21 protein-coding genes are annotated in these 26,907 nt (G+C 48.3%); 10 read left to right on the top strand and 11 right to left on the bottom strand.

The features are described 5' to 3' along the window. Window positions 1–18: 18 nt before the first annotated feature. Complete coding sequence (locus NLBNIHML_RS19390) at window positions 19–795, bottom strand: Crp/Fnr family transcriptional regulator (RefSeq protein WP_339239189.1); 777 nt, start codon at window positions 793–795, stop codon at window positions 19–21. A 379-nt stretch (window positions 796–1,174) separates the two neighbouring features. Between NLBNIHML_RS19390 and NLBNIHML_RS19385 the strand changes: the two genes are divergently transcribed. From NLBNIHML_RS19385 to chrA, 8 genes are all read left to right on the top strand, one after another. Continuing rightward, entirely contained in the window at window positions 1,175–1,606 is a 432-nt protein-coding gene (locus NLBNIHML_RS19385; RefSeq protein WP_472475008.1) for a GAF domain-containing protein, read from the top strand. 215 nt (window positions 1,607–1,821) lie between these two features. Then, window positions 1,822–3,432 (top strand): helix-turn-helix domain-containing protein, encoded by a 1,611-nt coding sequence (locus tag NLBNIHML_RS19380; protein WP_472475010.1) that lies wholly within the window; start codon window positions 1,822–1,824, stop codon window positions 3,430–3,432. Between the two features lie 117 nt (window positions 3,433–3,549). Continuing rightward, entirely contained in the window at window positions 3,550–4,548 is a 999-nt protein-coding gene (locus NLBNIHML_RS19375) for an ABC transporter substrate-binding protein (protein WP_494352544.1), read from the top strand. 121 nt (window positions 4,549–4,669) lie between these two features. Further along, window positions 4,670–5,320, top strand: coding sequence for a response regulator (locus NLBNIHML_RS19370; protein ID WP_017691068.1), 651 nt, complete (start codon window positions 4,670–4,672; stop codon window positions 5,318–5,320). Further along, on the top strand, window positions 5,313–6,428 hold the full coding sequence (locus tag NLBNIHML_RS19365; protein WP_339239187.1) for a PAS domain-containing sensor histidine kinase: 1,116 nt from the start codon (window positions 5,313–5,315) through the stop codon (window positions 6,426–6,428). The genes NLBNIHML_RS19370 and NLBNIHML_RS19365 overlap by 8 nt, the downstream gene beginning before the upstream one ends. 268 nt (window positions 6,429–6,696) lie before the next feature. After that, a complete protein-coding gene (gene chrS / locus NLBNIHML_RS19360; protein WP_062837151.1) occupies window positions 6,697–7,191 on the top strand; it encodes a chromate efflux transcriptional regulator ChrS in 495 nt (164 codons plus the stop codon). Between the two features lie 12 nt (window positions 7,192–7,203). Then, on the top strand, window positions 7,204–7,791 hold the full coding sequence (chrB, locus tag NLBNIHML_RS19355) for a chromate efflux transporter ChrB (protein WP_307540492.1): 588 nt from the start codon (window positions 7,204–7,206) through the stop codon (window positions 7,789–7,791). Between the two features lie 2 nt (window positions 7,792–7,793). Beyond that, on the top strand, window positions 7,794–8,339 hold the full coding sequence (chrA, locus tag NLBNIHML_RS19350) for a chromate efflux transporter ChrA (RefSeq protein WP_339239185.1): 546 nt from the start codon (window positions 7,794–7,796) through the stop codon (window positions 8,337–8,339). 570 nt (window positions 8,340–8,909) lie between these two features. Here the strand turns inward: chrA and NLBNIHML_RS19345 are convergent. Next, window positions 8,910–11,285, bottom strand: coding sequence for an Ig-like domain-containing protein (locus NLBNIHML_RS19345; RefSeq protein ID WP_494352543.1), 2,376 nt, complete (start codon window positions 11,283–11,285; stop codon window positions 8,910–8,912). A gap of 208 nt (window positions 11,286–11,493) precedes the next feature. Between NLBNIHML_RS19345 and NLBNIHML_RS19340 the strand changes: the two genes are divergently transcribed. Beyond that, a complete protein-coding gene (locus NLBNIHML_RS19340) occupies window positions 11,494–12,099 on the top strand; it encodes a methyltransferase (protein ID WP_472475019.1) in 606 nt (201 codons plus the stop codon). A 264-nt stretch (window positions 12,100–12,363) separates the two neighbouring features. Here the strand turns inward: NLBNIHML_RS19340 and NLBNIHML_RS19335 are convergent, their stop codons facing one another. From NLBNIHML_RS19335 to NLBNIHML_RS19305, 7 genes are all read right to left on the bottom strand, one after another. Then, window positions 12,364–13,500 (bottom strand): glycoside hydrolase family protein, encoded by a 1,137-nt coding sequence (locus NLBNIHML_RS19335; RefSeq protein ID WP_494352542.1) that lies wholly within the window; start codon window positions 13,498–13,500, stop codon window positions 12,364–12,366. A gap of 188 nt (window positions 13,501–13,688) precedes the next feature. Further along, on the bottom strand, window positions 13,689–15,653 hold the full coding sequence (locus tag NLBNIHML_RS19330; RefSeq protein ID WP_494352541.1) for a glycosyl hydrolase: 1,965 nt from the start codon (window positions 15,651–15,653) through the stop codon (window positions 13,689–13,691). Further along, on the bottom strand, window positions 15,646–17,637 hold the full coding sequence (locus NLBNIHML_RS19325) for a heparinase II/III domain-containing protein (protein ID WP_494352540.1): 1,992 nt from the start codon (window positions 17,635–17,637) through the stop codon (window positions 15,646–15,648). Before NLBNIHML_RS19325 ends, NLBNIHML_RS19330 begins: the two co-directional genes overlap by 8 nt. Window positions 17,638–17,935: 298 nt before the next feature. After that, entirely contained in the window at window positions 17,936–18,592 is a 657-nt protein-coding gene (locus NLBNIHML_RS19320) for an SGNH/GDSL hydrolase family protein (protein ID WP_494352539.1), read from the bottom strand. 115 nt (window positions 18,593–18,707) lie between these two features. Next, the gene (locus tag NLBNIHML_RS19315; protein ID WP_494354727.1) at window positions 18,708–19,505 is read right to left on the bottom strand and encodes an NAD-dependent epimerase/dehydratase family protein; all 798 of its coding nucleotides are present in this window, start codon (window positions 19,503–19,505) and stop codon (window positions 18,708–18,710) included. 110 nt (window positions 19,506–19,615) lie between these two features. Continuing rightward, window positions 19,616–19,945 carry an AzlD domain-containing protein gene (locus tag NLBNIHML_RS19310; RefSeq protein ID WP_494352538.1) on the bottom strand — a complete coding sequence of 110 codons (330 nt, stop codon included), beginning with the start codon at window positions 19,943–19,945 and terminating at the stop codon, window positions 19,616–19,618. After that, window positions 19,936–20,640: an AzlC family ABC transporter permease gene (locus NLBNIHML_RS19305; RefSeq protein ID WP_339242875.1), complete on the bottom strand. Its 705-nt coding sequence runs from the start codon at window positions 20,638–20,640 to the stop codon at window positions 19,936–19,938. The genes NLBNIHML_RS19310 and NLBNIHML_RS19305 overlap by 10 nt, the downstream gene beginning before the upstream one ends. A gap of 447 nt (window positions 20,641–21,087) precedes the next feature. On the opposite strand from NLBNIHML_RS19305, the gene NLBNIHML_RS19300 reads away from it, so the two are divergent. Continuing rightward, a complete protein-coding gene (locus NLBNIHML_RS19300; protein ID WP_494352537.1) occupies window positions 21,088–23,088 on the top strand; it encodes a methyl-accepting chemotaxis protein in 2,001 nt (666 codons plus the stop codon). A 286-nt stretch (window positions 23,089–23,374) separates the two neighbouring features. Here the strand turns inward: NLBNIHML_RS19300 and NLBNIHML_RS19295 are convergent, their stop codons facing one another. Both NLBNIHML_RS19295 and NLBNIHML_RS19290 read right to left on the bottom strand, forming a co-directional pair. Next, the gene (locus tag NLBNIHML_RS19295; RefSeq protein WP_494352536.1) at window positions 23,375–24,571 is read right to left on the bottom strand and encodes a DUF2087 domain-containing protein; all 1,197 of its coding nucleotides are present in this window, start codon (window positions 24,569–24,571) and stop codon (window positions 23,375–23,377) included. 270 nt (window positions 24,572–24,841) lie between these two features. Then, window positions 24,842–26,815, bottom strand: coding sequence for a methyl-accepting chemotaxis protein (locus tag NLBNIHML_RS19290; RefSeq protein WP_472475033.1), 1,974 nt, complete (start codon window positions 26,813–26,815; stop codon window positions 24,842–24,844). Window positions 26,816–26,907 lie beyond the last annotated feature (92 nt).

Raw genomic sequence — 26,907 nt, 5'->3', positions numbered from 1 at the left:
CCCCCGGAACGATTTACCTTACAATCGGCACAGCTCAACCGGGCAGCTTGGAAATGTGGGACATCCGCACATGCAGCGCAGGGCTGCCAGATCCCGAATCATCAGTTTGCCATCCATCATATCCAGCGTTCCTTGTTCCTTCCATGCCCCAAGCATCCGCGTTACGCTCTCCCGGGTTGCTCCAATCATCTCGGCAAGGTCGGTATGGTTCAGCTTCATGTCGAGCACTATACCGTCCGGCGTAATCCGGCCATACGAATTGCTGGCACGGATCAGTGTCGAAGCGAGCGCCCCCGCCTTGCCGTAGAGTAGCAGATCACGGAATCTCGACTGGGTAATCCGCTGCGACAATGCCATCCATTGCAAAAATTTCAAGGCAAGGTCGCCATGTTTGCTGAGTATACTTTCCAGATCGCTAAGCGAGATAATGGCCAGTTCCCCTTTTTCCGCCATCTCTGCACTATAGCTATGATTCAATCCACCGATACCGCCAAATTCACCGATGAGATCGCCGCTTTGCTGAATGGATAAAATAATTTCCTTGCCATCCTCCGTCGACTTGGTCATTTTTACTCGTCCCGAACGAATGTAGTACAGATATCCGGCTTCATCGCCTTCGAGAAAGAGACTATACCCCGACTTCACCCGTTTGGGTTGCATTTTTGCTTCAATCAGGTCCCATTGCTCAGATGTAACGAACGAAAGGATTCCGCCTGTTTCTCGTGTCATTTTGCCCGCCTCCGTTTGTTTCTGCGCTGTTCTCTGGGTTGTTCTTTCTACAAATACTGTACCCATAACCTTCGTCCCCCTCGGTGATTCCTTATGTATACATCATATCGCGAAAGTAGCCTCAGGGTTATCGGGGGATTACCTGATCATTGACAAGAAACTCCCTGAATTTGCTGTGAGAAAAGTCACATTTCACCGATATGCCTCATCCTTCGCATTCTTCCAATCCCTTGATGTACCTGGTTCAGGAGCCCTCTACTGCCCAAGTTCAGTAGATTACGGAACGGAAATAGGGGTTTTCCCTGAATTACAATGACCGAGAATGGGTCTACAATAGAACTACCATCGTAATACCCTTACTTTAAGATGATCCTGTTCGAAGGTTAATGATAATAATTACACCGTTATGTACGTTATATTCCGAAAAAAAAGGAAGTGTCCCCTCATGCATAATGAACTGCCATCTGGTATTCAGGAGATGATCGATGGCCTGCGCCTGAGCACATCCAGTGACTTCTGTGGACTTGCCTGTCTGAACGGGACGATGCTACGCTGGAAGGTTACATCTGGGTCCAGTAATGAACGGGTGAAACGCATGGAGATGCGCCCCGGACAAGATCTGGTAGGCACAGCCCTGCGAACTGGACGCACAGCCCGATCTGATGCACAGTCCCCCGGGGAGCATACACCCGGTCGTTGCCCGTTAATGCTTGCTGAGCGACTGGTAAGTGCCATAGCAGTCCCCGTGTTCCAGGAAGGAAGCGTGCCTGGTGCCGTGCTGCTCGTTGGCAGCAGACTGCCTTGCACCTTTTCACCGAACATGGTCCTGCAGACTGAGCAGGTCGCTCTGCGTCTTCAGCCGAAGGTGTTTGGATAACAACATCTGTCTTTAATATAGAAGAAGTCTTGTTATTTCCTTAGGGGAGTATCAAGGCTTTTTTTATTATAGTTATTCACAGCGGAGCAAGCCTTAGTCTGTTCACCTGTCTTCGCTCATCTGTATACATCGACGTCACTTACACAGATTGATATAATCGAGTCCATACATCCATATATTCATAGATAGAATATACAGCTAAGGAGGCCACAGATATGTTTGTACTGACAAATGCCAGTGTTATGCCATGGGAACCCACACAGCACAACAGTACCATTTCCATAAAAACGCCTTCCTTGGTTACCTGCACAGCGACGGTGGACTATAGATATGGTAATGAGCACGGTGTTTTACATAAAGGACAGTTACTTTTTCTACATTCCCAGTGCTCCCTGGAGCTGATACATACCCCGCCTTCTGCCTTCACCCTGTATCATATCGGTTTCCAGGATTATGAATTAACGGAAGAGAGTCCTGACAAGCGTGTTTATCAGCTTTCATCAGCGAACTTGCCCTCACATGGTTCGAAGACCGGAGCAAGTCCACAGGTTCTGCGAATGCTGGCAATCATCCAGGAACTTTCCGAAAACCGGGCAGGAAGTGTCCAGACCGAAGAAGCCAGATCCCATTATCTGCTGAGTGAATTGCTTGAATTATTCAAGCTGGCGATTAAACCTTCTACAGAAATGGTAGACAGTATAATTCGTGAAGCACTTCGCTACATGAATCATCACTATGACAGTCATCTCACCCGTGAAGAACTCGCCAGATTAACCGGGTTTAATGCGAGCTACTTCTCCAGGTTCTTTCAAAAACAGGTTGGACGAAGCTTTCAGGCTCACTTGACCCGAGTTCGTATGGACAAGACGAAGCAATACCTGTTGTCCACGCAGGCCACCTTAAATGAAATTGCGCTGCTTGTGGGATACTCCGACGGTTTATACTTAAGTCGAAAATTTAAGCAGTTTACCGGGATGAGTCCAAGTGAATACCGACTACAGCCCCGCGCAAGACGAATAGCTACCGTACAGTACACAGGAGATCTGTTAGCCTTAGGCGTTCAACCCATTGCCGCTTCATTCCTACCCTGGGCTATGTCACCGTTAATCCAAGACGAGTTGCATGATGTACTGGATTTGGATGAATATGTTGTGGAAGAAATCCTCCGAAATGAACCACCTGATCTGATCATCGCGCCGGATTATCTATACTATTTGCCCCATAAGCTCGAACAACTGGAACAGATTGCTCCAGTTATGGTCCTGCCATGGGACAAGTTAAATCGACTGGAGACCGTTCAACTCATCGGGCGAATCATAGGTCGGGAGCAGGCTGCCGCAGACTGGATAGAGCACTACACCTCACTGGTCAGCAGTGAAGCTGAACGACTTGAGGCTGTGATCGGGCCTGATGAAACGTTTGGATTATATGAACTCTGGGAAGATGGCACAATCTGTATCTGGAATGCAACGGCCAGAGCGGCATACAACGTATATTACGGACTCAATCTTACACCTCCTCCCAGTATCCTGCATGACGTTCTGGTACCTAACAATCATCAGTTTATTCAGGAAGATCAATTGACGGAATATGCAGCAGACCATATGTTTCTCGTGCTTTCCTCACATGAAGGCGGTCTCTATCATGATGCAGAAGTCAAACTCAGGGAACGACCACACTGGAACAAGATTATGAATAACGGAAAGAGCCGGATATATCCTCTCAAGCTGGAACAATTCTGGTGTAATGATGCGCTGGCTCTGGAAAAGCAACTTCAGCTTATGGTAGATATCCTGATTCGGGAGAATGGTGAAAAGAATAGGTAACCATTGTCCATGCTCAAGAGGTCACATTTTGAGATGGACGATACTTGTATCCAAAAGCTACGATACTAAGGAGGTTTTATTGAGAAAGATAATCATTATTGATTGGGGAGAAGCAGAATGACAGGGGTTAAATCAAAATGGTGGACTGGGCTTATGTTCCTGGTACTGGTGATTGGAATTATTGGCTGCTCAGGCCAAGCCGCAGAAACGACAGAAAACAAACCTTCCTCGACTGCAGCTACAGAAGAGCAACCGGCAGACAGCGCCTCAGAAATGCAGGTCATATCCACCGCTAATGGAGACGTTGAAATCCCAGCGAACCCGCAGCGGATTGTGACGCAGGGCTACCTCGCTGATTTTCTCGCACTTGGCGTCAAACCAGTAGGCGCACCTGATTATGAGCTAGAAAGCCCTTATGTGCTTGATCTGGTTGAAGGCGTAGCAGACATTGGTCGTATTGACGGTGGTTCAGTGGAAAAAATTCTTTCACTTGAGCCCGACCTGATCGTCACTGTAGGTGGAGATGAGAAGCTGAATGAGCAATATCGCAAAATTGCACCGACCCTCATCATCCCTTATGGTACATACGACAATGTGCACGAGGAAATCACTGCTTTTGGAGAAATCTTAAACAAACAAAAGGAAGCCGCAGACTGGTTGTCCCAATTCGAAGTAAAAGTGAAGTCAGCCAAGGACTCCATTCAAGGGCTGGTCAGAGAAGGTACAACTTTCTCCAACTTCAGTCTTTTTGGTAAGGATTGGTATGTTAACGGAGATGGTGTCAACCGCGGTGGGCAAGCCATCTACCAACAGCTCGAACTGAAAGCACCAGACATTGTACAAAAGGAACTGATTGATCAGGATAAAGATACTGTAACTGTATCCGAGGAGAAACTGGCGGATTATGCCGGTGATTATATTTTCCTGGATTTATCCAATGGTGGTTCGCTCGATGAAACATCACCCGTCTGGTCATCCCTAGACGCCGTGAAGAACAATCGAGTGTTCAAGCTGGATGGGGAACGGTTCTGGCCATATGATCCTCTTGCCGTGGAGGCACAGGTCGAGGAAATTGCCAATATGATTCAGGAACGTTTCGGCCAAACAGAACATTAAGGTTTCATGTTTCTGTCCCACACGTTGAGTGAGAGAAGCTATTCGGAGATTAAAGCTCTGAATGGCTTCTTTTTTTGTTATGATATAGATAGAACTGAGGAAGCGGACAGGGGGAAATCATGTGATTCAACTATTAGTTGTAGACGACCATGTTGTCGTGCGATCCGGGCTGATTGCTTTACTTGAAGGAAAGAATGATATACATATCGTTGGGGATGCCGCAGATGGTGATGAAGCCATTGCCAAAGCTCAAGAGTTAAAACCGGATGTGGTCTTGATGGATTTTAGCATGCCGCCAGGCAAAGACGGTCTGACCGCTACGGCTGAATTGAAGAAATTGATGCCGGATGTCTCCATTCTAATACTGACCATGCATGACGATGAAGAATATCTATTCCGCGCCATCCATGCGGGAGCATCGGGATATATACTCAAAAGTGCGCCGCATGAAGAATTGCTTGCCGCGATTCGTTCCGTAGCAGAGGGTAGCGCCTATCTGTACCCCAGTGCGACCAAACGGCTGATGAGTGAATACCTAGACAAAGCCAAACAGGAAAACGCCGGCCCATATGACACGTTATCCGAGCGGGAGAAAGAGATTTTGTCCTGGATTGCCAAAGGTTACGCCAACAAGGAAATCGCCGAACATCTGATCATCAGTGTCAAAACGGTCGAATCCCACAAAAGCAATCTGATGGAGAAACTTGGCCTGCGTACACGACCGGAACTGGTGAAGTTCGCCATGAAAAAGGGGTTGCTGAACTTTGAGTAGTGCACGCAAGAACAGACTAAGTGGACTCGCAGACCAGCCCGTACGCCTTCTGCTGAACGAAATCGATAATCACATTACCGATAATGAATTTCGCAGCAGGTTGAAGGGCTCCCTGCATCAACTGAGTGATCTAAAGTTTGCTCTGGATGAGTCCTCCATTGTGGCCTTAACAGACCGCAAGGGGAAGATCCAGTATGTGAATGATAAATTCTGTGAGATCTCGCAGTATGAGCGCGAAGAACTCATCGGTAAGGATCATCGAATCATTAATTCCGGATACCATGGCAAAGCCTTTATGAAAAACCTATGGGACACGATATCCTCAGGCAAGGTATGGAACGGGGAGATTCGCAACCGTGCCAGAGATGGCAGTTACTATTGGGTCAACACCACCATCGTGCCTTTCCTCGATAATGACGGCGAGCCGTATCAATACCTGGCTGTACGTAGCGAGGTCACCAAGCTGAAATCCGTGGAAGGTGAATTGCAGAAGATGATGTCCCAGGTCATGAACATTCAGGAAGAGGAAAGACGCCGGATCTCGCGTGAACTGCATGACGGGATTGGACAGAGTCTCTTCTCTCTGGTGATTCAGATGGACCGATTGCTGGCAGACCAGCCTCACGCCGGAGTTGAAGCACTGCGTAAGCAGGTCACGGGTATTATGGAAGATGTACGCGGGATGGCATGGGAACTGAGACCATCCGTTTTGGATGACCTGGGTGTTGTTCCGGCAATTCGTACGTATATTGAGAATTACACCCGTCACTACGGAATTGAAGTTGATCTGGAATGTAATCTGCGCAAACGGCTGGAGATGAACCGGGAGATCGCCATATACCGGATTATTCAGGAAGCCTTAACCAATGTCGCGAAGTATGCCGATGTTGCCGAGGCACGTGTTACTGTAGAAGACGCTGAGGACATGACGATGGTTATTATTGAGGACCAGGGTGCCGGATTCAGCGAAGCAACCGCTGGCAATGGTGTTGGGTTGTTCAGCATGGAAGAGCGTGCCCGTGGTGCAGGTGGAACGTTGAGAGTTTCTTCCGAGCCTGGTGAAGGCACAACTGTTACCCTTTTCCTGCCCAAGACAGCTCAGCGATAACCGGACCTGATTCGTATCGTGCCTAGCGTTACACTCCAGCTCTATCTGTTAACCGGCTGCTCGCCATTAGATTATGCGAGTGGCCTTTTTATATGGGATTGGTCGAAATGACAAAATGAAGGCTCAAAATCGGTTAAATTCAATAATGATAATAAATAGATTGACTCCAGTTACGATTCGTCATTAAACTATGAATGCCACATACACATTGTATGTTCAGTAAAATTTCATTGTTCATTTCATATAGCAAAAGAAAAGGATGGTCAACATGTCAGAGAAACGCTCCTCCAAAGGGGGAGAAATTCCGCAAATGTACAATCTGGACGAGATGGATCGCAAAATTATTGCCGCACTTCACAAGAATAGCCGGATATCCTACACGGACTTGGGTACACAGATCGGGTTATCGCGTGTAGCTGTTCAGGCACGCATTAATGCGTTATCCGAAAAAGGAATCATCGAACGTTTCACCGTGGTGATCAACCCTGGCAAGGTTGGGCTCCAGGTCTCCGCCTTTTTCAATGTCGATGTGGAACCGCCCTTCCTGGATGAAGTCGCTGAGAAACTGGACGAAGAGCCTGCCGTTACCAGCCTTTATCATATGACAGGGCCTAGCACCCTACATATGCATGGTATTTTTGCAGATATGGAAGAGATGGAGCAGTTCTTGCTGGAGAAGCTCTATAAGATGCCGGGTATCGTCAAAGTGGAATCACAGTTATTGTTGAAACGCTATAAAAGCCGGATGGGCATGAGACTCTAGGAGGAAATCAGCATGGGTTGGAAAGATTACAACGGTCTCGTCATCGGAATGGTACGAACCGGAATTCTCGGATACGGCGGCGGTCCTTCGGTTATTCCGTTGATCCGTTACGAAGCCGTTACACGTTACAAATGGGTCAGTGATGAGGAGTTCGGCGAGATTTTGGCTATCGCCAACGCCCTGCCGGGTCCCATCGCGACCAAGATGGCCGCATATCTCGGCTATAAAACCAAAGGTGTACTGGGCGCGATTGTGTCCGTACTCGCTCATATTTTGCCGACAAGCATTGCCATTATTGCTCTGCTCGGTTCCATGTACGCGCTGCGCGAGTCAAAAGTGGTTGCAGGCATGGTAGCCGCTGTTCGACCGGTTATTTTTGTCATGCTGGGCATGATGGCTTATGAATTTGCCATGAAAGCCTGGAAGGGGCTCGGCAAAGTTTTTGCCGCCCTATTCGGGGTGATTGCCTTTGTATCGTTACAGCTGCTGAACATCCATCCAGGGATTGTGATCGCGGTTTTCCTTGGATATGGTGTCTTCCATCTGGATCTGGTCCAACGCTTCAAATCCAAAGGCAATTCTGATAAGGGGGTGTCCTAAGGATGCTCCAGACATGGTGGGAATTATTTTGGGGATTTTTCGTAGCAAACATCTTGGGATATGGGGGCGGCCCGGCGTCCATTCCGCTAATGCAGGAAGAGATTGTGAACCATTACCATTGGATGACCACAGAGCAATTCGGGGATGTGTTGGCGATTGGTAACGCCCTTCCCGGCCCGATTGCAACCAAAATTGCTGCATTCGTCGGGTATCACGTAGCGGGCTGGTTTGGGGCGTTTATCGCAACGTTTGCCACAATCGTGCCTTCCGCAACCGCATTGATTTTATTACTTCGTCTATTGAACAAACACCGCACGTCACCGAAAGTCAAAGGTATGACTTTACTCGTGCAGCCTGTTATCGCTGTACTCATGATTCTGCTCACATGGGAATTCGGGCAGCTATCCACCGACTCCATCGGCATCTGGCAGACATTAATCATTGCCGGCATCTCGCTCTGGGTCATGACCAAGACCAAGCTGCATCCAGCCATTCTGATCGTGATCGCTTTTGCCTATGGTGCACTGGTGCTGTCCCATACGATGTAGTTATAGAAACATAGTGGGTAACTTTGGCAAATAGCAAGACTATGTTTATTTCCATTTTCATTTTCTAAGGAACCGAGGACATCTTATTTACTCTTATAATCCTCTTTTTAAATTGTAAGGAACATCAGACACGCTATATACCAAAATCACTTGAGAAAAGGGCTATAAAAGACTGCATTTTCCGATATAGCGTGTCTCAGATTCCTTAGATTTCTGCAAATGCTCCAACTCCTTGAATAAGATGTCTCAGATTCGTTAACGCAGATATCCCCTGTTTCATTCGTACGCGATATGACGACACACTGGATCATGTTGGAATCGATAAAATCCTAGTGAAACGTGAAAAAACTCTGTTTTGGCATGTCCATCTTTTGCGGCGTCTTCATCGCTTGCTCGCATATTCAGGACGCAGGGCACATGCCCGCTCGGGACACGATAAGGTATACTTCGGCTTTCAGCCAGTTGAAGACAAGCTCTCTAGTTTATAGACAAAAAACGGTGACCCCAGCGATCAAGCCAGGGTCACCGTTTTTTATATTGCGCGTTTCATACTCCCATTAGGAAAAACAATTACTTCGCTTCAACCACTACGGTTACTTTCGTTTTCACACCTGCAAATGTCACCGTAATCGTTGCTTTACCTTTACCATTCGCCTGAATGACACCATCTTTCACCGATGCTGTTGCAATACGGGAAGATTTCCAGAGAGCCGGTTTGGACACATTAGCTTCACTGCCATCAGCATACGTTGCAGTTGCCGCCACAGTTACCTTTTCACCAGGTTTCATGGTCAACGTTACTTTATCCGTCTGCAAATATTTCAGTGTATCCACATCTACGGCAATTGTGACAGACTTACTGCCGTATTTGGCTGTGATTTTAGCTTTACCTGAACCTGCAGCTTTGACTTTACCTTTAGTCACCTGAGCAACAGTGTACTTATTCGTTTTCCACTCCGCTTTGTCCGTAACATCGCGCTCGCTACCGTCGCTCAAGAAAGCAGTTACTGTCAGATCAGCTGTATCGCCTGATTTCAGGGAAAGAACTGGCTCTGATGCTTCAATACGTGAGATGACATCCACTTCAACCTGGATCGTTACTTTTTTGGAGCCGTATTCTGCTGTGATGTTGGCTTTACCACTGCTGTTACCTGTGATCACGCCTTTTTTCACATCTGCTACACGAGCATTGCTGGATTTCCAGGTTGCTTCGGATGTAACATCCAGCGTGTTGCCGTCCTCATCCGTTCCTGTCAGAAGGATGTTCTGTGTTTCTTTGGCAGACAATACGACGAAGTTCACATCGGCTTCCAGTCCACTAGCCATACCTACTTCAACAGGCATGGTCAGTGTTTTGCCTTCAATCTTCGCTGTGATGGTTGCTTTACCTGTAGCAACACCTGTGATAACCCCTTTGCTATCTACCTCAGCGATTTTGTCGCTGCTGCTGCTCCAGGTTGCATCTTCGGATACATCCTTGGATGTCTCACCGTAAATCGCCAGCACTTTGGCATTGGTCGTTCCACCCACAGCTACTGATGCTTTTTTCTTATCCATTTCATACTTGTCCGGAACGTCAACATTTACTGTAAATTTGGCTGTTTTACCGCCATAAGCTACAGTGATCGTCGCAGTACCGGATTTGTATGCGATCAGATCGCCATTCGATACATATACAACATCGGCATTGCTTGAAGTCCACGTTGCTTTGGACGTTACCACTTCTGTGCTTCCATCAATATACTCTGCATTGGCTACCAATGTCTTGGACTTGTTATCACCCGTAACACTCATGGCGAGTTTGTCATTTACATCTTTGATATCCAGATATCTTGCCGTATCAACATCCACAGCGATTTCTACAGTTTTGCCACTATAGGTTGCCTTGATTGTTGTTGAACCTGCGCTAATGGCAGTAATCTGTCCCTTAAACACTGTTGCAACCTTTTCGTTGCTGGATGTCCAAGTCGCTTGATCCGTTACATTCACGTCGCTGCTGTTTGGATAAGAAGCCGTTACAACGACATTAGCCGTTTTGGTTGTCTCGCTCAAACGGAAGAAAATACTTTGTTTCTCCACACTCAGCTTGCTGGTTAGATCTACATCCACGTCAACGGATACGGATTTCGTACCGTATTTGGCTGTGATCTTCGCAGAACCTGCCGAGTATCCTGTAATTTCGCCTTTAAGCACGTCTGCAACTTTCTCGTTGCTGGATGTCCATTCCGCCAGATCGGTTACATCTTTGGTTGTACCATCCGGATACGTAGCCGTCACTTTTACACTTTCACTTTTGTTCAACAACAGGTTAACCTGCTGTTTATCCACATCTACACGTTTAACCACTTCAACGTTAACATCCACCGTCACGCTTTGGCTGCCAACTTTGGCTGTGATCACAGCTGTACCCGCGCTTTGTCCAGTTACTTTACCATTCACAACGGTAGCAACCTTCTCATCACTGGTAGACCATTCTGCGGTACTTGCTGCTGTATTATTTGTTTCATTATCACTATACGTTGCTGTCAAAATAATTTCTTTCGTGTCTCCCGTACGCAAGTCCAGACTTTGTACGTTCTTCGAGAGGGCTTTGACCTTCTTCGTTACTTTCACTTGAACGGTCTGACTCTGGCCCTGGTACGCTGCGGTAATCGTTGCTGTACCTTCTTTTTTGGCTGTAATTGCGCCATTATATACAGTTGCTATCGAAGTATCACTGGTACTCCAGGATGAACTGATCGTTACGTTTGCCGACGTATTATCAGAATACACACCTGTTACCGTAACGGAACTGGAATCACCAACTTCGAGCGACATCTCATTCTTGGAAACCACAATTTTGGACAGTTCTTTATCTGCCGCAGCGGCCAAGCCTACGTTGGAAATACTCAGCATCAACACCAGCATCATCACCATGTACTTGGTCAATCTTGGCTTTAACATCATTTCCCCCCGATTATCATCATTTTTTTCCTTATGTTTAATGTCGGCAAGTCCTTTCCAGATGTTTAGACTTTCAGGGAATTTTCAGGAAATTCTATGGAAATTAATTCTTCTTCTATTCCGGTTTCAACCGTTCATACCTGCGATTAACGTGCATAACCTATGTATATAGACTGTCTTGAACTTCTTTTAACAGAATTGGAGGAAACCTATGCCTCAACCTTTTGATTACATCGGGTATTGGGAGAAAACATATCGCTCAGGTGAAACTTCCGGGAGAGGTTCATACGGAGTATTGGCTGAATTCAAGGCCGAAGTCGTGAATGGACTGATTCAACGTGAAGGTATTCATCGAGTCATCGAGTTTGGATGCGGGGATGGCAACCAGTTGCAATACATGAATTATGAGGACTACCTGGGCGTTGATGTCGCCGCTTCTTCGATAAAACGCTGTGCTTCCCAGTTTGCCAAAGATCCGTCCAAGAGCTTCATGCTGTATACACCAGGCCTGTGGATTAACCGTGGTTTTCTGCAAGCCGATCTGACGGTCTGTCTGGATGTGTTATATCACATCACGGATGAAACCGATTTTCGTAATACCCTGTATGATATTCTGCACTCTTCAACGGCATGGGTGGTGCTTTACACCCGTTTGAAAGAAAACGGCACCCCCGGGGTCGATACCATCCAGGATCGTAATCTGTTCCATTATCTCTACGACTACCCGGATTTCAAGGTGCATGAGATTATTCCGCAGCGATATCCGGATCAATCTTCTGCCGACTTTGTTATCCTGAGACGCACATCTTCGAAGTGAAAAGTGATTCTATCAGTAGAGCATAGCTAATTCTGCACCCCAACCGGACCCGTATGAATGAGATATTCATACGCCAGATATTCATTTGTTTTCCTTCGATTATGTACACCATCCGCCTGTCCGCTCACCTCGATTGTCTATTCAAAGCTCAAGCTTGGGTATACTCCGTCTCCAATAGAAGGGATAGCGTTCCTGGTACTGGAGACAGCCTTATGCGGACAGGTGATGATGGATTACAACATTCTCAGTTCTCCATTCCTCTTTTTAAAATAACCCCTCACGCCCACGCAGCTTCGCCAGCGCTTCCATATAGAAATAATCGCCGTATATAATCGGCACATTCAGCCCTCGCCCTTCCGGGTAATGCACCGTTCCCTGCATGATCAGCCCTTCTTCCGCTGCCGAGTCACCGGAGCTATAGTGCTCATGCAAGCCGCGGACGATTCGCTCTCCCGCGGCGGCATAGGTTTCCCCGCGTGGCGACAGCTTCGCCAGCTCTATAAGCCCGCTTGCGGCAATCGCCGCAGCGGACGAGTCCCACGCCACCCGATGCTCCGCAGGTGCGCGGAAATCCCACACCGGCACGATCTCTTCGCCAAGCATGGCGAGGAAGAAATCGGCCGCATGCTCCGCTGTCTCCAGATATCGGGCTTCGCCCGTATACCGGAAAGACAGCGCAAACCCGTGCAGCGCCCAGGCGGTGCCCCGCGCCCAGGCGGAACCTGAAGCATGGCCCTGTCCGCCATGCTCACGCAGCTTCTGCCCCGTGTGTGGATCGAACTCCACCACGTGGCAGATGGACCCGTCAGCGCGGATGAATTCGCGCGCCACGGTGTCCGCATGTGCTTCCGCCAGCCAGCGGAAGCGAGGATCGCCGCTCTGCTCGGATGCCCAGTAGAGCAGCGGCAGGTTCATCATGCTGTCAATGATGGCTACGCCGCGCGTATCCATTGCTGACGAGCTGAAGTTCCAGGCGCGGATGAACTCACCGCGCACATGGAACCGGGCAGCGAGCAGGTTGGCGGCGAGCATGCCGCGCCGCCGTCCATCCATGCTGCCCGTCTGGCGGTAGTTGGCTACGCCACTAAGCAGCCAGATGAACCCCAGATCGTGATCCACCGATTCGGGATCACGCAGACAACCTTCCAGTTGCCGCTCACAACTTTCGGCAATGCGATGCAGCGGAGCGACCGCTTCACTTTCCGGTGCATCCCCATAGACCAACCATAACAGGCCAGGCCAGAAACCTGCTGTCCACCATTCCGGATCATTCTGGTCATACGTCCCTTGCGGGGCAATGTGCGGAAATGTATCCTTGATCCGCTTTGCATTCCGAATCGTCTTGGCAGCTCCCTGTTGCCACGCTTCCTCCAGCCATTTTACCGACGTTGATGTGTTCATAAACATATCCCTCCCCGATTCAATACCGGACATCTCTGCTTGATGCTCCAGATCGATCTCAACTTATCTCTAGTGTCTTATGCCGTCACTACAATATCGATCAGCTAAATATCACCAATCATCCACGAATAACACGTTTAACTATGCTTCGAGTGTTTTGCGATGTTTCAGATCTAATGATCCTCGACCTAAACGCCTTCCTGTGTAACCTCACCCAATCGGACCGTAAAGGTCAGACTACGTGCTCCGTTCACTTCAATCCGCGCTTCTTTCAGCAACCCATTACGGGAAGCCACGACCTGATCCTCCAGATGAATAATGGCTTCCTGATCCAGCGCTGTAGATTCGACATATGCCCCCCGATACGTAGTGCGCACACTTTGATCCGTATGGGTAATCACCGCCTGTTCACGACCATCATGGAACATCAACGGAATGAGTGCACCTGCCGCCACAATTTCCCCTTGGAATTCATACGTTATGGTCAGCAAGTCTGCCTGCTGCACATAATGAGTGCGCAAGGTTTCAACACCAGGCAAGGGACCAACCCATGTCACAGCAAAAGAATTCTCTGAGGCGTTTATCCCCTCTTCCGCAGCTCTTTCCGCCAAATGTCCCTCTACTTGATTCGACGTATCCTGGCCCACTTTTTCATACACGATTGACCCACCTCCCTGAGCAGGGTCTAATCCAACATCCCGATCATACGCACCACCCGATGGAATACCCTCTGCAAGGCTATGCCATACCCCATCTGGTGTCTTCCAGGCAGGACAATAGCTGAGCGGACGGACCACCCCTTCGGCAAATTCCGTGAATCCGGCCTGCACATGGCTGGCAGCGGACGGACCAATCAGACCAGGTAACCCTGTCTGCTGAATTCGTACCAAACCAGGGATCGTATACGGATCATTCATCGCTGTGTGTACTACCAGTTGCTGACCAGGTACGGATGCAATCACGGTTTCGAACCACCCATCGGTCTGCAACACTCGGCTGCCCACCTCGGAAGGAAGGTACACCTGGCTCACTTGGTCTCCCGGATCACTGAGACAGGCGTGGGCCAGTGCTGCTGCTGTCCACAGGTTGTAACACGTGTGGTTGGTATAGATCTCATACCCGTGGCGATCTTCTGGTGCGTATTCATTGCGCACGATTTTCAGGCGCCCATCATCCATTTTCCAGCGCTCCACAGCAGCAAAACATTGATTAGCCGCACGTGCAAAAGCACCAGCCATCACCGGATCTCCCGCCTCCAGAGCCTGCGTTGCATGTGTAGAACATACATAAGCGGCGGCCGCTTCATTCCATTGGTGCTGAGAGCTGCGACCACGCGGTGGAATCTCACCTAATGGCGAGAGCGTCAGTAGCGAGCTGAAGGCACCATGGCGCAGCTGCTCACGTAACCTATCGGCAGTGGCTCCCTCATAACCCGCCTCAAGCATCACGCCCAAATGATAACGGGTGGCAATATCATAGGAAAATGGACAGTTCGGACGGTCCAGCGGTCCATCCTGATACAAACCAAGTGCCGTAAATCGGGGCAGATGATAAGCTTCCAGATAACGATCCATCCACGTTGTATCTTCACTTGCCAGCTGTTCATGCCACCGCAGGTATTCGCCAGAGATCATAATGGCGTTCCAGTTAATCATGCGATTGGGATTATTCATGTTGCTCATCGTAAATACATAATCTTGTTCAGGATGGATCGTCTTGAGCGCCTCTGCCCAGATCTTGGCTTGTTCTGGCAGATGTGACTTCAACAACATGTAAGCTCTCATCATGAGTACCGGGAAAAAATCAGGGTGATTGTCAGGTGCGCTACGTTTGACCACGGCATCAATGCTCTGTGACAGGGCCGCCGCGGCAGAATCAAGCAGATCCGTACGTCCCGCATTAACCAGGACTGCCGCAGCCATCGCATAAGCTGGAGTAGAGTAATATCTCTCCACACCCGAGAACGGATCGATGATTGCACCATCGCTGTCCTGATACGGGGTGTAAGCGCGCACAATACTCTCCACAAGTTCCAGTTTGCGATCCTGATTCCAGCCGTCTGCCGGAGCGGGGCCCGCTTGTTCTGCCAACGTCCGGTAACGTTTGAGTTCATCTTTCCATGGATACGTGGACACAGATGTATATTCACTCATGCATGCTCACCTCGTTTTCTCCCTTTTTCGGTTCAATGATGAAGCGTACCTCACATACCGTTTCAAGTGGGGCATCACCTTCGATCCCATGATCGCTGTCGCCCACTGCCCCTATCCATGATAGTGACGTCCGATAGAATGTGACGGGATCATTGTCATGATCAACTGTGTTCATAACCTCCGTAAAAACCTGCCACTGGTTCGCATCATACGTCATATGGACCGTTCCATGCACACCTTGCCAGCGAAGGTTACCGCTCTTCACCACCTCAGGTTGTACTCTGCTCATCCAGCGCTCCACTACGCTCGAACATCCTGCATCTGAATCGTCCACCGAAGAGAATCGTTCTGTCGAAAGCACCATCCTGCTCTTCCATTGAAAACGGTCAATTAGACGCAATTCCGCCCCACTCCCGCTACCTTCAGAAGCCATCTTCCAATGAAATTGACGTGTATAACGAGCCAGTGAAGCAGCTCCAGGGTATGCGGATGTCAGATCCAATGTTGTATTCAGCTCACCGCTATCCGCTGCCAGTCTTGCCTTTAAAACATGGGCTTGCGCTTGCCGGCCCGAGCTTTGCTCCTGGCCTTCAATGAGCGGAACGTTATGCCCGGATGACGAGATGTGGAACAGGTGCTCTCTGCCCGGTGCAAAATACGCTTGGGTATACAACCCTGCTCCTGGATCACACAGGATATTCTCACCACCGCAATGGATAATGAACTGACCGAGATCATTATGGTTGTGAGGTTCATCGTTATGTCCGCCTTTAACGGAAACAGCCACATGACGGGGCGCGCCGCTGGAACGTTGGTTACCTGGAGAATCAAGCACACCCTTCGCGACCATCCAGCCCAGATTTTGAAAAATAAATCCTCGTTCAGCCTGTGCAAAGGCACCGTCATCCCCATATACTGCCGGATCGCTCCACATTACGTTCCGCACTAGATGTGCCCAGCGATGACAGGGATCATCGGTAAGCAGTGGAATATGAAGCGGCAGATCTACCTGCAACCCCACCCTGGACGCGAGCAGCGAGAGTAATCCGGAAGGAATCTCTTCCTGCTCCGCACTGTCCGAATAGTTCACGAATGTGCCGCCCGACAGATGCACTCGCAGCGGGAAGGCTGCGATGGCTGCGATTTTGGAACCCGTCAGCAGATCCAGTTCGCCCTTACTGTACTCACGAAGCATCTCGGCATAATAGGTGAAATAACCAAATCCATATACCCAATATCCAATGCCTTCAGCACAGCCGCCATCCTCGCCATAACCACTCAGGAATGCGTTCATACAGCTGACCGTATGGGAGATTGATTCCCTTATTGTGGACTCATCCTTGAGCAGCAACAATGCGGCCATGCCGCAGCAGCCACCACAGACCGCCGACCAATTGTGATCCGCTGTCTGCCAGTGGAACTTCCGTTGATCCCGGTAAAGCGGAGTGAAGATTCGCTGTTCTGCTTCGAACCTGATTCGCTCTATGACAAGGGGGTCCAGTCGTTCGGCGTGAATCGTCACCATCTCTGCCAGCATATGTACCGTCTCTGCGGCGAACAGATCAATGTTCCCATTCACCTGATCGACCTCTCCCGTCCCGAGATGTGCGGGCAAGCACCACGTATACTCACCACACACGTTCCACAACATTTCCTCCAGCCCTTGCAGTGCATCCGGCCTCGCCGTGTCCAATGCGAGCATCGCCACAGCAGCCAGCCTGCCCCTTCGATCGAAATAAGCCTGCTCATAAGCCTTCCGCTCACCCGTATCACTGAACTGGCGATATAGACGGAACGACAAGGAGGGCAAGGGTTCCAACAAGGCTCGTTCACCATGAGCCTTCAAGTCCGTGTATAACGTAGCCAATTCAGGTCGGAGCGACTGCTCTCGAAGTCTGTCGGCACGTAGGGAGCCTGCTGCTTTGCTCTCATTTCCACGTTGGTTTATATTTTCATTTTCGACTTCGTGAATGGAATCTTCCACTGGATTCACCACTCTTCGTTAATGGATTGTCATACCTATATATTATAATGTAATCGATTTCATTTTACCGGATATGATAGCACTTTTGAAGAATTATCCATTAGAATCCATTCCACCGCGTTATGCCCTTCTCCTTCCAAAACCAAAAAAAAGGAGAACCCTCGTCAGGTTCTCCGTTGCATTCTGCCTGTCAACACAGGCTTTTGATGGCTATCTCATGTTCTTAGCTATCTTATATCATCAAAGAATTCTGAAACCCTTTAATGCTGCTGTCCATATCGCAACTGTCCGTTGTTTGTTACACAATTGCAAGCGGAGAATTCTGTACAACAGACAACCATTGGCGTGCAATCAGCTCATGACCTGCCGCGGTTGGATGGACGCCATCCCATAACCAGTACGCTGCATCCGCATGCTTCAGAGCATCATTAAATGTCTGCTGCAATGGCACCCACACCGCTCCGAATTCTTCAGCAAGACCTTGAGCCAGTTTCTGATATTGACCGATATACGCTTCCCAGGCATCCCATTTCTCCGCCGTCGCTCCGGTATTCAGGATAAACGGTTCCATCAAAACCAGCCCCGTATCCGGCATCACTTCCCGTGTTTCTTCGAGCAAATGGCGATACGCCCGTCCGAAACGATCCGTTACCCCGCTAGGTTCACTATTCATCGTGCGCCAAGCATCATTCACCCCAATCAGGATGCTGATCAGGTCCGGTTTTAGACTAATGGTATCCTCATTCCAGCGTGCGTACAGATCAGATGCCCGATCCCCACTGATGCCTCTGTTATAGAAGGTCTTATGTTTGCCCGCCAGTTCCATACCCAGTTTGCTGGAGATCAGATACGCATATCCGTGTCCGAGAAAATGATTCGGATCATCATTGCGTGATCTTCCCCCATCTGTAATCGAGTCTCCCTGAAACAATATAACGGATGGACTTGTACTCATGATTGAAATCGTTCCTTCCTCTTGTGCAAAATGGAAACACTGAACACCTCAGTCTCCATTTTATCCCTTTCGGCTACAATAGAAAATAGCGTTTTCATCACAAAGTGTCGCCTTCTTAAGAATCCTTCGGTTCCTTCTCCACATGGCCTCCGCCCTGAAAGGCGGTCTCATCCTGTTTATCAGGTACGCCCCTAAGTTTTGCCTCTTCCCACAGCTCGGCCGCATCATCCTGTGGAATGTATCCAATCTTCTGAGCCAGATAGCCAATATCATAATAGTTATCCGTATTCGCCGAGGTTCCATACAGATTCAAATACTTCATATCCGAATCCGCTTCAATACAGCATTCAGCGAGCTGAACCATGTCTCTTGGTGAGATCCAAATATGAGCCGAGCGCTGCGAGTGCGGGTATGTATCACCAGAGAAGTTTCCAATCCGAATGTTGAAGGAGGACAGATTATATTTGTCAACGTAATACCGTCCCAGCAGTTCAATATAACATTTGCTAAGTCCGTAGAAGCTGTCTGGTCGGTACGGATCGTCCACTTCAATATCCTCACCTGTAGGATAGAATCCTGTCGCATGGTTGGAACTTGCAAAGATCACTCGCTGAACACCGTTCAACCGTGCTGCTTCATACACATGGTAGGCCCCGGTTACGTTGATTGGCAGGACTTTGCCCAGAAAATCTTCCTCATCCTTAGCCCATGCAATGTGCAGAACGGTGTGAACCCCTTTCATCAGTTCTTTCAGGTGTTCTCCATCTGTCACATCCATGGCTACAATGCCAGCTTCCTCATCCTCACGCAGATCCGCTGCAACGATATCATACGTCCCCTTGGCTCTCAGCCCCTCCAACAGACTGCGACCAATGACTCCGGCAGCTCCCGTAATTAACAGCTTGCGCTTCAGTTTACTCATGAATCCAGCTCCCTTCGCTCAGATAGACTATCTATCCTTTATAGAACAGTATTAACCGATCAGGCGAAGGAATTACCGGATGTTATAATACAACCAAGCTATTATCCGATCCAGTATCGCAAGATCATCATAGCCACAATACCGACCAGTACGGTTCCAAGCAGACTGCGTGTCCAGATCGCTACTGCAATCGTCGGCAGGGAAGCCCACAGAGCTATATTATGCGTAATCGGCACCAACTGGTTGTCCGACATGAACAGTTCCTGACCAATCAATGCTGCCATGACCGCTACGGGTACATACTCCAGCCAACGCAACAACCACATGGGAATCTGTATCTTGCTGAACAGCATCAGTGGCAGTACACGCGGGATAAATGTTAATAGCGCCGACCCCATAATAATCCAGAATACATCCCATCTTACTTCCATCGTTCCATGAACACTCCCAACGTTGCCGCAATGACCGCAGCCACAATGACACTCATGCTGCCTAGTGAAGCCATGCTGGCGAAGATTACACAGACCACAGCGATGATCGCCACATTGATATGTATTTTTTTGTTTTTACGATGCACCAATTGGAGTACAACCAGTCCAATAAACATCGCAGGCAGGGCATAATCCAGACCCAGTCGTTCCGGATTGGTGATCCAGCGTCCAAAGTACGCTCCCGCCATATTAGCCACGAACCAGTTCAGATATGCGGTAATATTCAGACCGTGCATCCACCGTTCGCTAAGCCTTTCCCTACCAATCGCCCGTGTCATCGCCACGCCGAAAGACTCATCCGTAAGCAATGAACCGATCCACATATTTTTAAGCGGGGTCAGATGCCGAAAATACGGTGATACAGCTGCGCTGAGTAGCAAATGACGAAGATTCACAAAAAATATGGTGAATATGATAGCTACTGCTGACCCATTCGATGCGAGCATGCCCGCCGCAATGAACTGGGCCGATCCTGCATATAGAATCAGGCTGAGCAGCGCCGTTTCCGCCAGACTCAGACCTGCGGTCATTTCAATGACACCCGCTGCAAAACCAATACTCAAATAACCAAGCAAGGTTGGGATACAATCTTTGACCCCCTGCATGAATGTAGCATGATCCTGGACCTCTTTCATGCTCTCCTGTCCAGATATCTGTAGTGTACTTTGATCCAACTGCGGTACAACCCCTCTCCAATTTTTGTCTCCATCAACCGATATATATGGATGTAGATCCATCCAGGTCCATTCTTCATGAAAGCAACTTCTTTGTGTATTCAACATGATCAGTTACATGCCTTGTGGATTTCGCAATTTGCAAAATTTCATTTCACATTAATTTAGAAATATACCACAAGATGTGCACTAAGGGAGAGACAGATTCTTTTTTATAGAACAGATGTAATCCTAAATACCTATAAAACCGAAAAATATTTTCATAAAACTCATAAATAATGTTGAATAAACTCGAATTTTGTCATACGATAGCACCAGAAACATCTGGAAAGGATGGAATGAACTATCTTTTACCAGATTGACTTGTCCACCAGACATAGGGATGGGTTACACAGAGGGGGAATGTGTATGAAGAAGATTAATAAACAAAGGGCCAGAAGAACGCTGCAGATGAGAGAGAAACTGATTCTGTCATTTGCCATTGTTCTACTCATTCCCACAATCAGTCTGGGCATTATCTCGTTCCAAACCGCCGAGGCCAAGGTCGAAGAGAAAATGTATGAGAACGCAATTAGCAATGTTACCGTGCTCAACCAGACCATTGATCAGATCATTGGCGCAACAAGTAAGAATGTTGATTTCTTGGCAAGTCAGCTGGATGCAGGCAATGTTGGACCGAACCAAGGTGACGAGACGGATACCATACGTACCTTGCTTGACGCGTATAAGGAAACCCATGATGACGTGGAACTTGCCTCCATCGGCACGGATCAAGGCGTGTATATTAACTCCCCTGTAACTGCGGTGAACAAAGAAGGATACGACCCGCGCGAACGCCCGTGGTATCAGGCTGCTACGCAGAACAAGGATGTCCCTACCGTAATCACCCCTTACATATCAAGCAATACCGGCAATGTTGTTGCTTCGGTAGCTCAGACCTCGGCAGATGGACACGGTGTCGTCTCTGTAAGTCTTTCGCTTGAGGCCCTCTCCCAGACGGTTAATTCCACAAAGATCGGTGAGAAGGGTTATGTCTATATCATTGATAATGCCAACAAAATCATTGTACATCCTACCGAAAAACCGGGAACCGAAGGAACCATGGAGCCCTATAAAGATATTTTTGCACAGAAGAACGGAAGTCTGACTTATACGCTAAACGGAAACCAGGAACACGCCTTTTTCTCCACTAATGAAACGACAGGCTGGACCGTGGTCGGTGTCATTGATAGTGGTGAAGTAACGGCATCTGTCCGGCCTATCTTGTACACCACACTTATCGTTATTGCGATTGCGATCGCTGTAAGCTCCATCATTATTTTCTGGATTGTGCAATCCATCACCAAACCGCTGAACCGCTTGGTGAAGGCATCTGACGAGATTAGTAATGGTAACCTGACCATCGAGGTTGCTGTATTGGGACAGGATGAATTCGGCAAGCTGAGCACCAGTTTCAATAAGATGAGTGAATCCTTGCGAACCGTTATTCAAGACGTGCGACACACGGCTGACGAGTTAACCGCCTCTTCCACACAGTTGGCAGTCAATTCATCCGAGACAACCAAAGCCACAGAGCAAGTTGCCCTGATCACGGAAGAATCTGCAGCTGGACTTGAGAAACAAACCAGCAGCCTGAAGCATACGGCACAGCAGATGAATGAGCTTGCTGGAGGTGTGGGACAGGTAACGAACAGCACACAGCAAGTATCTGAAGCTGCCATGCAAGCCAGTGAGCTCGCGGATAAAGGAAATGCCACGATGCAGACGGCCGTATCCGAGATGAGTTCCGTTAGTCGCTTTGTACAAGGTATGGCAGATACTGCTGGACGACTTGGACAGCATTCCACATCCATTGGTGAGATGGTATCTGTCATTACAGATATCGCTGCACAAACCAATTTGCTTGCTCTCAATGCTTCTATTGAAGCGGCACGTGCAAGTGAGCATGGACGTGGCTTCTCCGTTGTTGCCAGCGAAGTTCGCAAGCTCGCAGAACAGTCCAGCCTGTCCGGTCAGAAGATTGTAGAGATGGTTGGAGCGATTCAACAGGAGATTTCATTGGCCAATCACAATGTTCAGATCGGGCAACAGGATGTAAGCAATGGCATTCGTGCTGTTCAGTTTGCAGATGAAGCTTTTGCCCAGATTAGTCAGGCTGTCGGGGTCGTCAATCATCAGCTCGAGAACATTGCAGCCGCCTCACAGCAGATGTCTGCAAGTACAGCCGAAGTAGTGCAATCCATTGATCAGATCCACGCGATATCGGAAACCAATGCCGATGGAACAGAGAACATCTCCGCTGCTACGGAGGAGCAAGTGGCTTCCATGCAGGAGATATCTTCCTCTGCTGATTCCCTTGCTCATCTGGCTCACAAGCTGCAGAAGCTGGTGGAACAATTCAAGCTGTAATCGTTGAACTAAAGATGGTTTACACTAACACTACGATGACAGAATAACCTTCCAATCGCTGTTATCCCCAGATTTTTTGATTCCCTTTTCCAAAGGAGAAAATCCGGGGATAAAGGCGACCGCTTCGCTTTTTCAGGTTTTCTCTGTCCTCTCCGTTATCGTGTAAAAGATTAGTTCAACTTATATAATAGGTAGTCTGTAACACCCAAAGCCCCTTTGCCATCATATTGGCAAAGGGGCTTTGGGTTATAATAGGTCAGGCATTTTAGAGAGGAACCTGTCCCACTTAGTCAGCAGATGGCTTTTTATCTCCGTGGTACCCTTGATCTCCATAGGGCTCTAACTGTTCAAACCAACGGTTCAGACATTTGGCGAGTGCATCTTTGGGATCGTAATATGGGTTATCATCTGGCTTCAATGTCTCCAAGACTTCGATCACAAACGCATTTTCTCCATATTCATTCCATTCAGCCTGCAACCTCCGATTCAGATGGCTACCCATCTGTAGCATAAACCGTTGTCCGTTAATGGTTTTCAAGTTAAGCGTGCTGTCGATATAGACTTTGTTGTTACGTTCATTCCGAATTTGGTAGACACCTGCTTCCGTTTTGACTTCCTTCGCCTGTTCCTGCAATTCTTTGCGACGATTCATCTTCTCCTGCTCCCCCTTTTCTTTGCGTTCCTGTTTTCCATCTCCGGCACTCTGTTCATCTGCGCGGCTTCCCAACCAATACTGACTGCCGTCTGACTCACGTTTGAGCAAACCATAGTCGATGAGATACCTCCTTATTTCCACGTAATCCTCATGAACTTCCTTCAGCAGCTCATTGACCTGTTTTTCGGAATATTGGCGCTCTGGATCGAATCGTTTGGCTATCTCGGTGAGCACGATATATTTATGCTTTTGCTGCATATGAAACGTCGTCAGTGGACCGCCAGTACCCTCCGGAAAATATTTATTCAGCACCTTCTGCCGATCCTGTTCTGTAATATTAAATGAGCCAGGATAGATCGTATGCTCATGTCTTGTCACCGGTGACACCCATTCGGCTGGAGCCTGGGTATCCTTGCTTTTGAGAAGTTCCATTAATGCCAGGAATATCTTGGCCTGCCGTTCCTTCTCCTTCAATACAAACCGATGATTCCGGATTGTGGAGGCACTCCCAATACCAAGGGCTTTCTGTACTTCAGCATCCTTCTTGCCTTCATGAAACTGAGCCAGCAAACCACGCTGGACATCAGACAATCCGGTTACGCTTTTATCCAGCTCCAGCAAGTACTCAAATACTGACCCATGCACCTTTTCAATATGCACACGCATATAACGGGCTGCCTCATAGAGCACCCCTTCTTCGGGGTAGATAATCCCCGCTTCCGTCCTGTATCCACAGCAGACGCATACATAGACGGGACCTTCCTCCAGATAACCACGCTTGATCTCTTCCAATGAAGCGGTTTGCAACCAGGTTTCTGATGATTTCATGGTAAAACTCCTTTTATTGTCATGGTCATTTCAACCGAATAATATTTAACTTAATATATTTATGTTTGTTTATTTATAGACATATTATTATTTCGTTTGTAATATGTCAACATTTTTGAAAAGGACACTGTGTTTAAGGACATCACGGTCACCCCTTGTTTAACAAAAAAAAGACCGCAGGGTCGTAACCCCGCAGTCTCATCGCAGAAAGGGCATTTTAGCTCCTTCCTTAAACATGTATCTTCACTTATTGTTCCAGTATCATCACTGTTACAACTTAAACCGTTCAATCATGCTTTGCAGATCTTCAGCCATACGTGACAATGCTGCCGAAGATGCCGCAACCTCTTCCATTGTGGCCAATTGCTCTTGAGCTGCCGCCGATCCATCTTCTGTTCCAGAGGCAATTCTGTCCGACAGAACCATTGTATCACTTACCGCCTTGTTGATATGACTCATGCCGCCATCAATCTGACGGGAAGCCGCGGATACTTCTCCAGCTTGTGCAGCCACCAACTGAACCGCAGTACGAATGTTCTGGAATGCTTCGCCCGCTTCGGTAACCATCTGTGAACTCTTCACCATACCTTCTCCCGTACGGGCAAAGGTCGATTGCACTGCATTGGTTTTCTCCTGCATCTCGTGCATAAGCTCATTAATGCGCTCTGCTGAAGCGCCTGAACTGTGAGCCAATGTTTTCACTTCGTTGGCTACAACAGCGAATCCTCTTCCTTGCTCGCCAGCTCTTGAAGCTTCAATGGACGCATTCAATGCGAGGATGTTCGTCTGCTTGGCAATGGCCGTAATCTCGGCCACAATCACAAGAATCTCTTCATTTTTCGCGCGCAGATCCTCAATGACCACAGACATGGCCTTGCTCTCGTCATTCACCTGCTGAATATGGGTGACCGCTTCTTCCACGGTAACCATACCCGCTTCCGACTTGGTGGAAGCATCAAGAGCGATACGAGCGGTGTCCTCAGCACTGGATGAGATCTCTTTGACTCCAATGGACATTTCGCCAACGAGTTGGCCTGTAGCAGCGAGACTATTGTTCTGCAAAGTTGTTCCTGCAGCTGCATCCTGCATCAGTTCAGCCACCTGCTCTGTAGCTTTGGATGTCTGCTCGGAACTTGCCATGAGCTCTTCAGAAGATGCCGCCAGCTGGCTTGAAGTATCATGCACCTCTCCAAGTACACTACGCAGTGAAGTCGTCATCATATCGAAGCTCTCTCCAAGCTGTCCGAACTCATCCTTGCGCTGCAAGCCTACACGAACGGTTAGGTCGCCTGCACTTACTTGCGATGCTGCCTGTGTTAGTTGTAGTAATGGCCGATGAATGCTGCGGATAATAAAAACAAGCAGAATCAACCCAATAACCATTGCAGATGCCACGATCGTAATCGACCGGATCAGAATAGGCATGACGGCTTCCGTTGCTTCCGAAGGAACCATCTCACCAACAATTTTCCAGCCTGTCACCGGATTGGTGAAATACACAGCTTCCACTTCGTGACCCTCATATGTATACTTCACGGTTCCACTGTCTTTCGTATACATCTCATTAATATAGCTTTCATCTGATTGTGTACCGGATTCTATATTGTAATGGAACAGGAACTTACCCCCGTTATCCAGCATGTACAACTTTCCTTCTTTACCGATGCGAATCTGATCAACGGATTCTTTCAGATGATTGAGACTGACATTGGCCCCGAATACCCCTTTGCCATCAGCCAGCTTGACCGCTGCGGTCACAACCCACTCACCCGTAGAAGCCGATTGGAAGGTATCCGAGATTACAGGGACATCCTGAGACATGCCCATCTTATACCATGAACGTTCACGAGGATCATAATTCTGTTCCTCGGATTGTGGGGATTTCATCCAGCTGCCATCTTCCGCACCTGCGGTGAGTACCCCCAATTCCTTATGACTCTGAGACATCCGATCCATCTGCCTTTGCAGCGCAGGGGATTGATTAATAATATCGTTTGAAGTCATACCCGCCGCCATCTGTGCCGCGTTATCCTTCTCCATTTCCAACATTTGATTTATCTGCAGACTAAGCATTTCCGTTTTGGCCTGAGCGGAACGAATAATTTCCTGCTTAACTTGGTCGGCAGCCTTTTGATAAGACAACCAACCGACGGTAATGCTCGGTACAATCAGGAACAGGAGTAATGCAGCGATCAGACGTTTTTTTACGGTTAAAGTAAACCAGTTTCGAATCCTTTTCTTCATTTAACTATCCCCCATCATAATCTTCACCCATCCTTTTATCGGACAATCGCTGTAAAAATATTATGTATATATACTAAATTGGTACAAATTTA

The organism is Paenibacillus sp. JNU01 (assembly GCF_059130585.1).
This window is presented reverse-complemented; position numbering and strand designations above follow the sequence as displayed.

Bases quoted from the DNA above. Each gene is read 5' to 3' on its own strand.
- NLBNIHML_RS19390 (WP_339239189.1), bottom strand. From the start codon at position 795: ATGGGTACAGTATTTGTAGAAAGAACAACCCAGAGAACAGCGCAGAAA.
- NLBNIHML_RS19385 (WP_472475008.1), top strand. From the start codon at position 1,175: ATGCATAATGAACTGCCATCTGGTATTCAGGAGATGATCGATGGCCTG.
- NLBNIHML_RS19380 (WP_472475010.1), top strand. From the start codon at position 1,822: ATGTTTGTACTGACAAATGCCAGTGTTATGCCATGGGAACCCACACAG.
- NLBNIHML_RS19375 (WP_494352544.1), top strand. From the start codon at position 3,550: ATGACAGGGGTTAAATCAAAATGGTGGACTGGGCTTATGTTCCTGGTA.
- chrS (WP_062837151.1), top strand. From the start codon at position 6,697: ATGTCAGAGAAACGCTCCTCCAAAGGGGGAGAAATTCCGCAAATGTAC.
- chrB (WP_307540492.1), top strand. From the start codon at position 7,204: ATGGGTTGGAAAGATTACAACGGTCTCGTCATCGGAATGGTACGAACC.
- chrA (WP_339239185.1), top strand. From the start codon at position 7,794: ATGCTCCAGACATGGTGGGAATTATTTTGGGGATTTTTCGTAGCAAAC.
- NLBNIHML_RS19345 (WP_494352543.1), bottom strand. From the start codon at position 11,285: ATGATGTTAAAGCCAAGATTGACCAAGTACATGGTGATGATGCTGGTG.
- NLBNIHML_RS19340 (WP_472475019.1), top strand. From the start codon at position 11,494: ATGCCTCAACCTTTTGATTACATCGGGTATTGGGAGAAAACATATCGC.
- NLBNIHML_RS19335 (WP_494352542.1), bottom strand. From the start codon at position 13,500: ATGAACACATCAACGTCGGTAAAATGGCTGGAGGAAGCGTGGCAACAG.
- NLBNIHML_RS19330 (WP_494352541.1), bottom strand. From the start codon at position 15,653: ATGAGTGAATATACATCTGTGTCCACGTATCCATGGAAAGATGAACTC.
- NLBNIHML_RS19320 (WP_494352539.1), bottom strand. From the start codon at position 18,592: ATGAGTACAAGTCCATCCGTTATATTGTTTCAGGGAGACTCGATTACA.
- NLBNIHML_RS19310 (WP_494352538.1), bottom strand. From the start codon at position 19,945: ATGGAAGTAAGATGGGATGTATTCTGGATTATTATGGGGTCGGCGCTA.
- NLBNIHML_RS19305 (WP_339242875.1), bottom strand. From the start codon at position 20,640: ATGAAAGAGGTCCAGGATCATGCTACATTCATGCAGGGGGTCAAAGAT.
- NLBNIHML_RS19300 (WP_494352537.1), top strand. From the start codon at position 21,088: ATGAAGAAGATTAATAAACAAAGGGCCAGAAGAACGCTGCAGATGAGA.
- NLBNIHML_RS19295 (WP_494352536.1), bottom strand. From the start codon at position 24,571: ATGAAATCATCAGAAACCTGGTTGCAAACCGCTTCATTGGAAGAGATC.
- NLBNIHML_RS19290 (WP_472475033.1), bottom strand. From the start codon at position 26,815: ATGAAGAAAAGGATTCGAAACTGGTTTACTTTAACCGTAAAAAAACGT.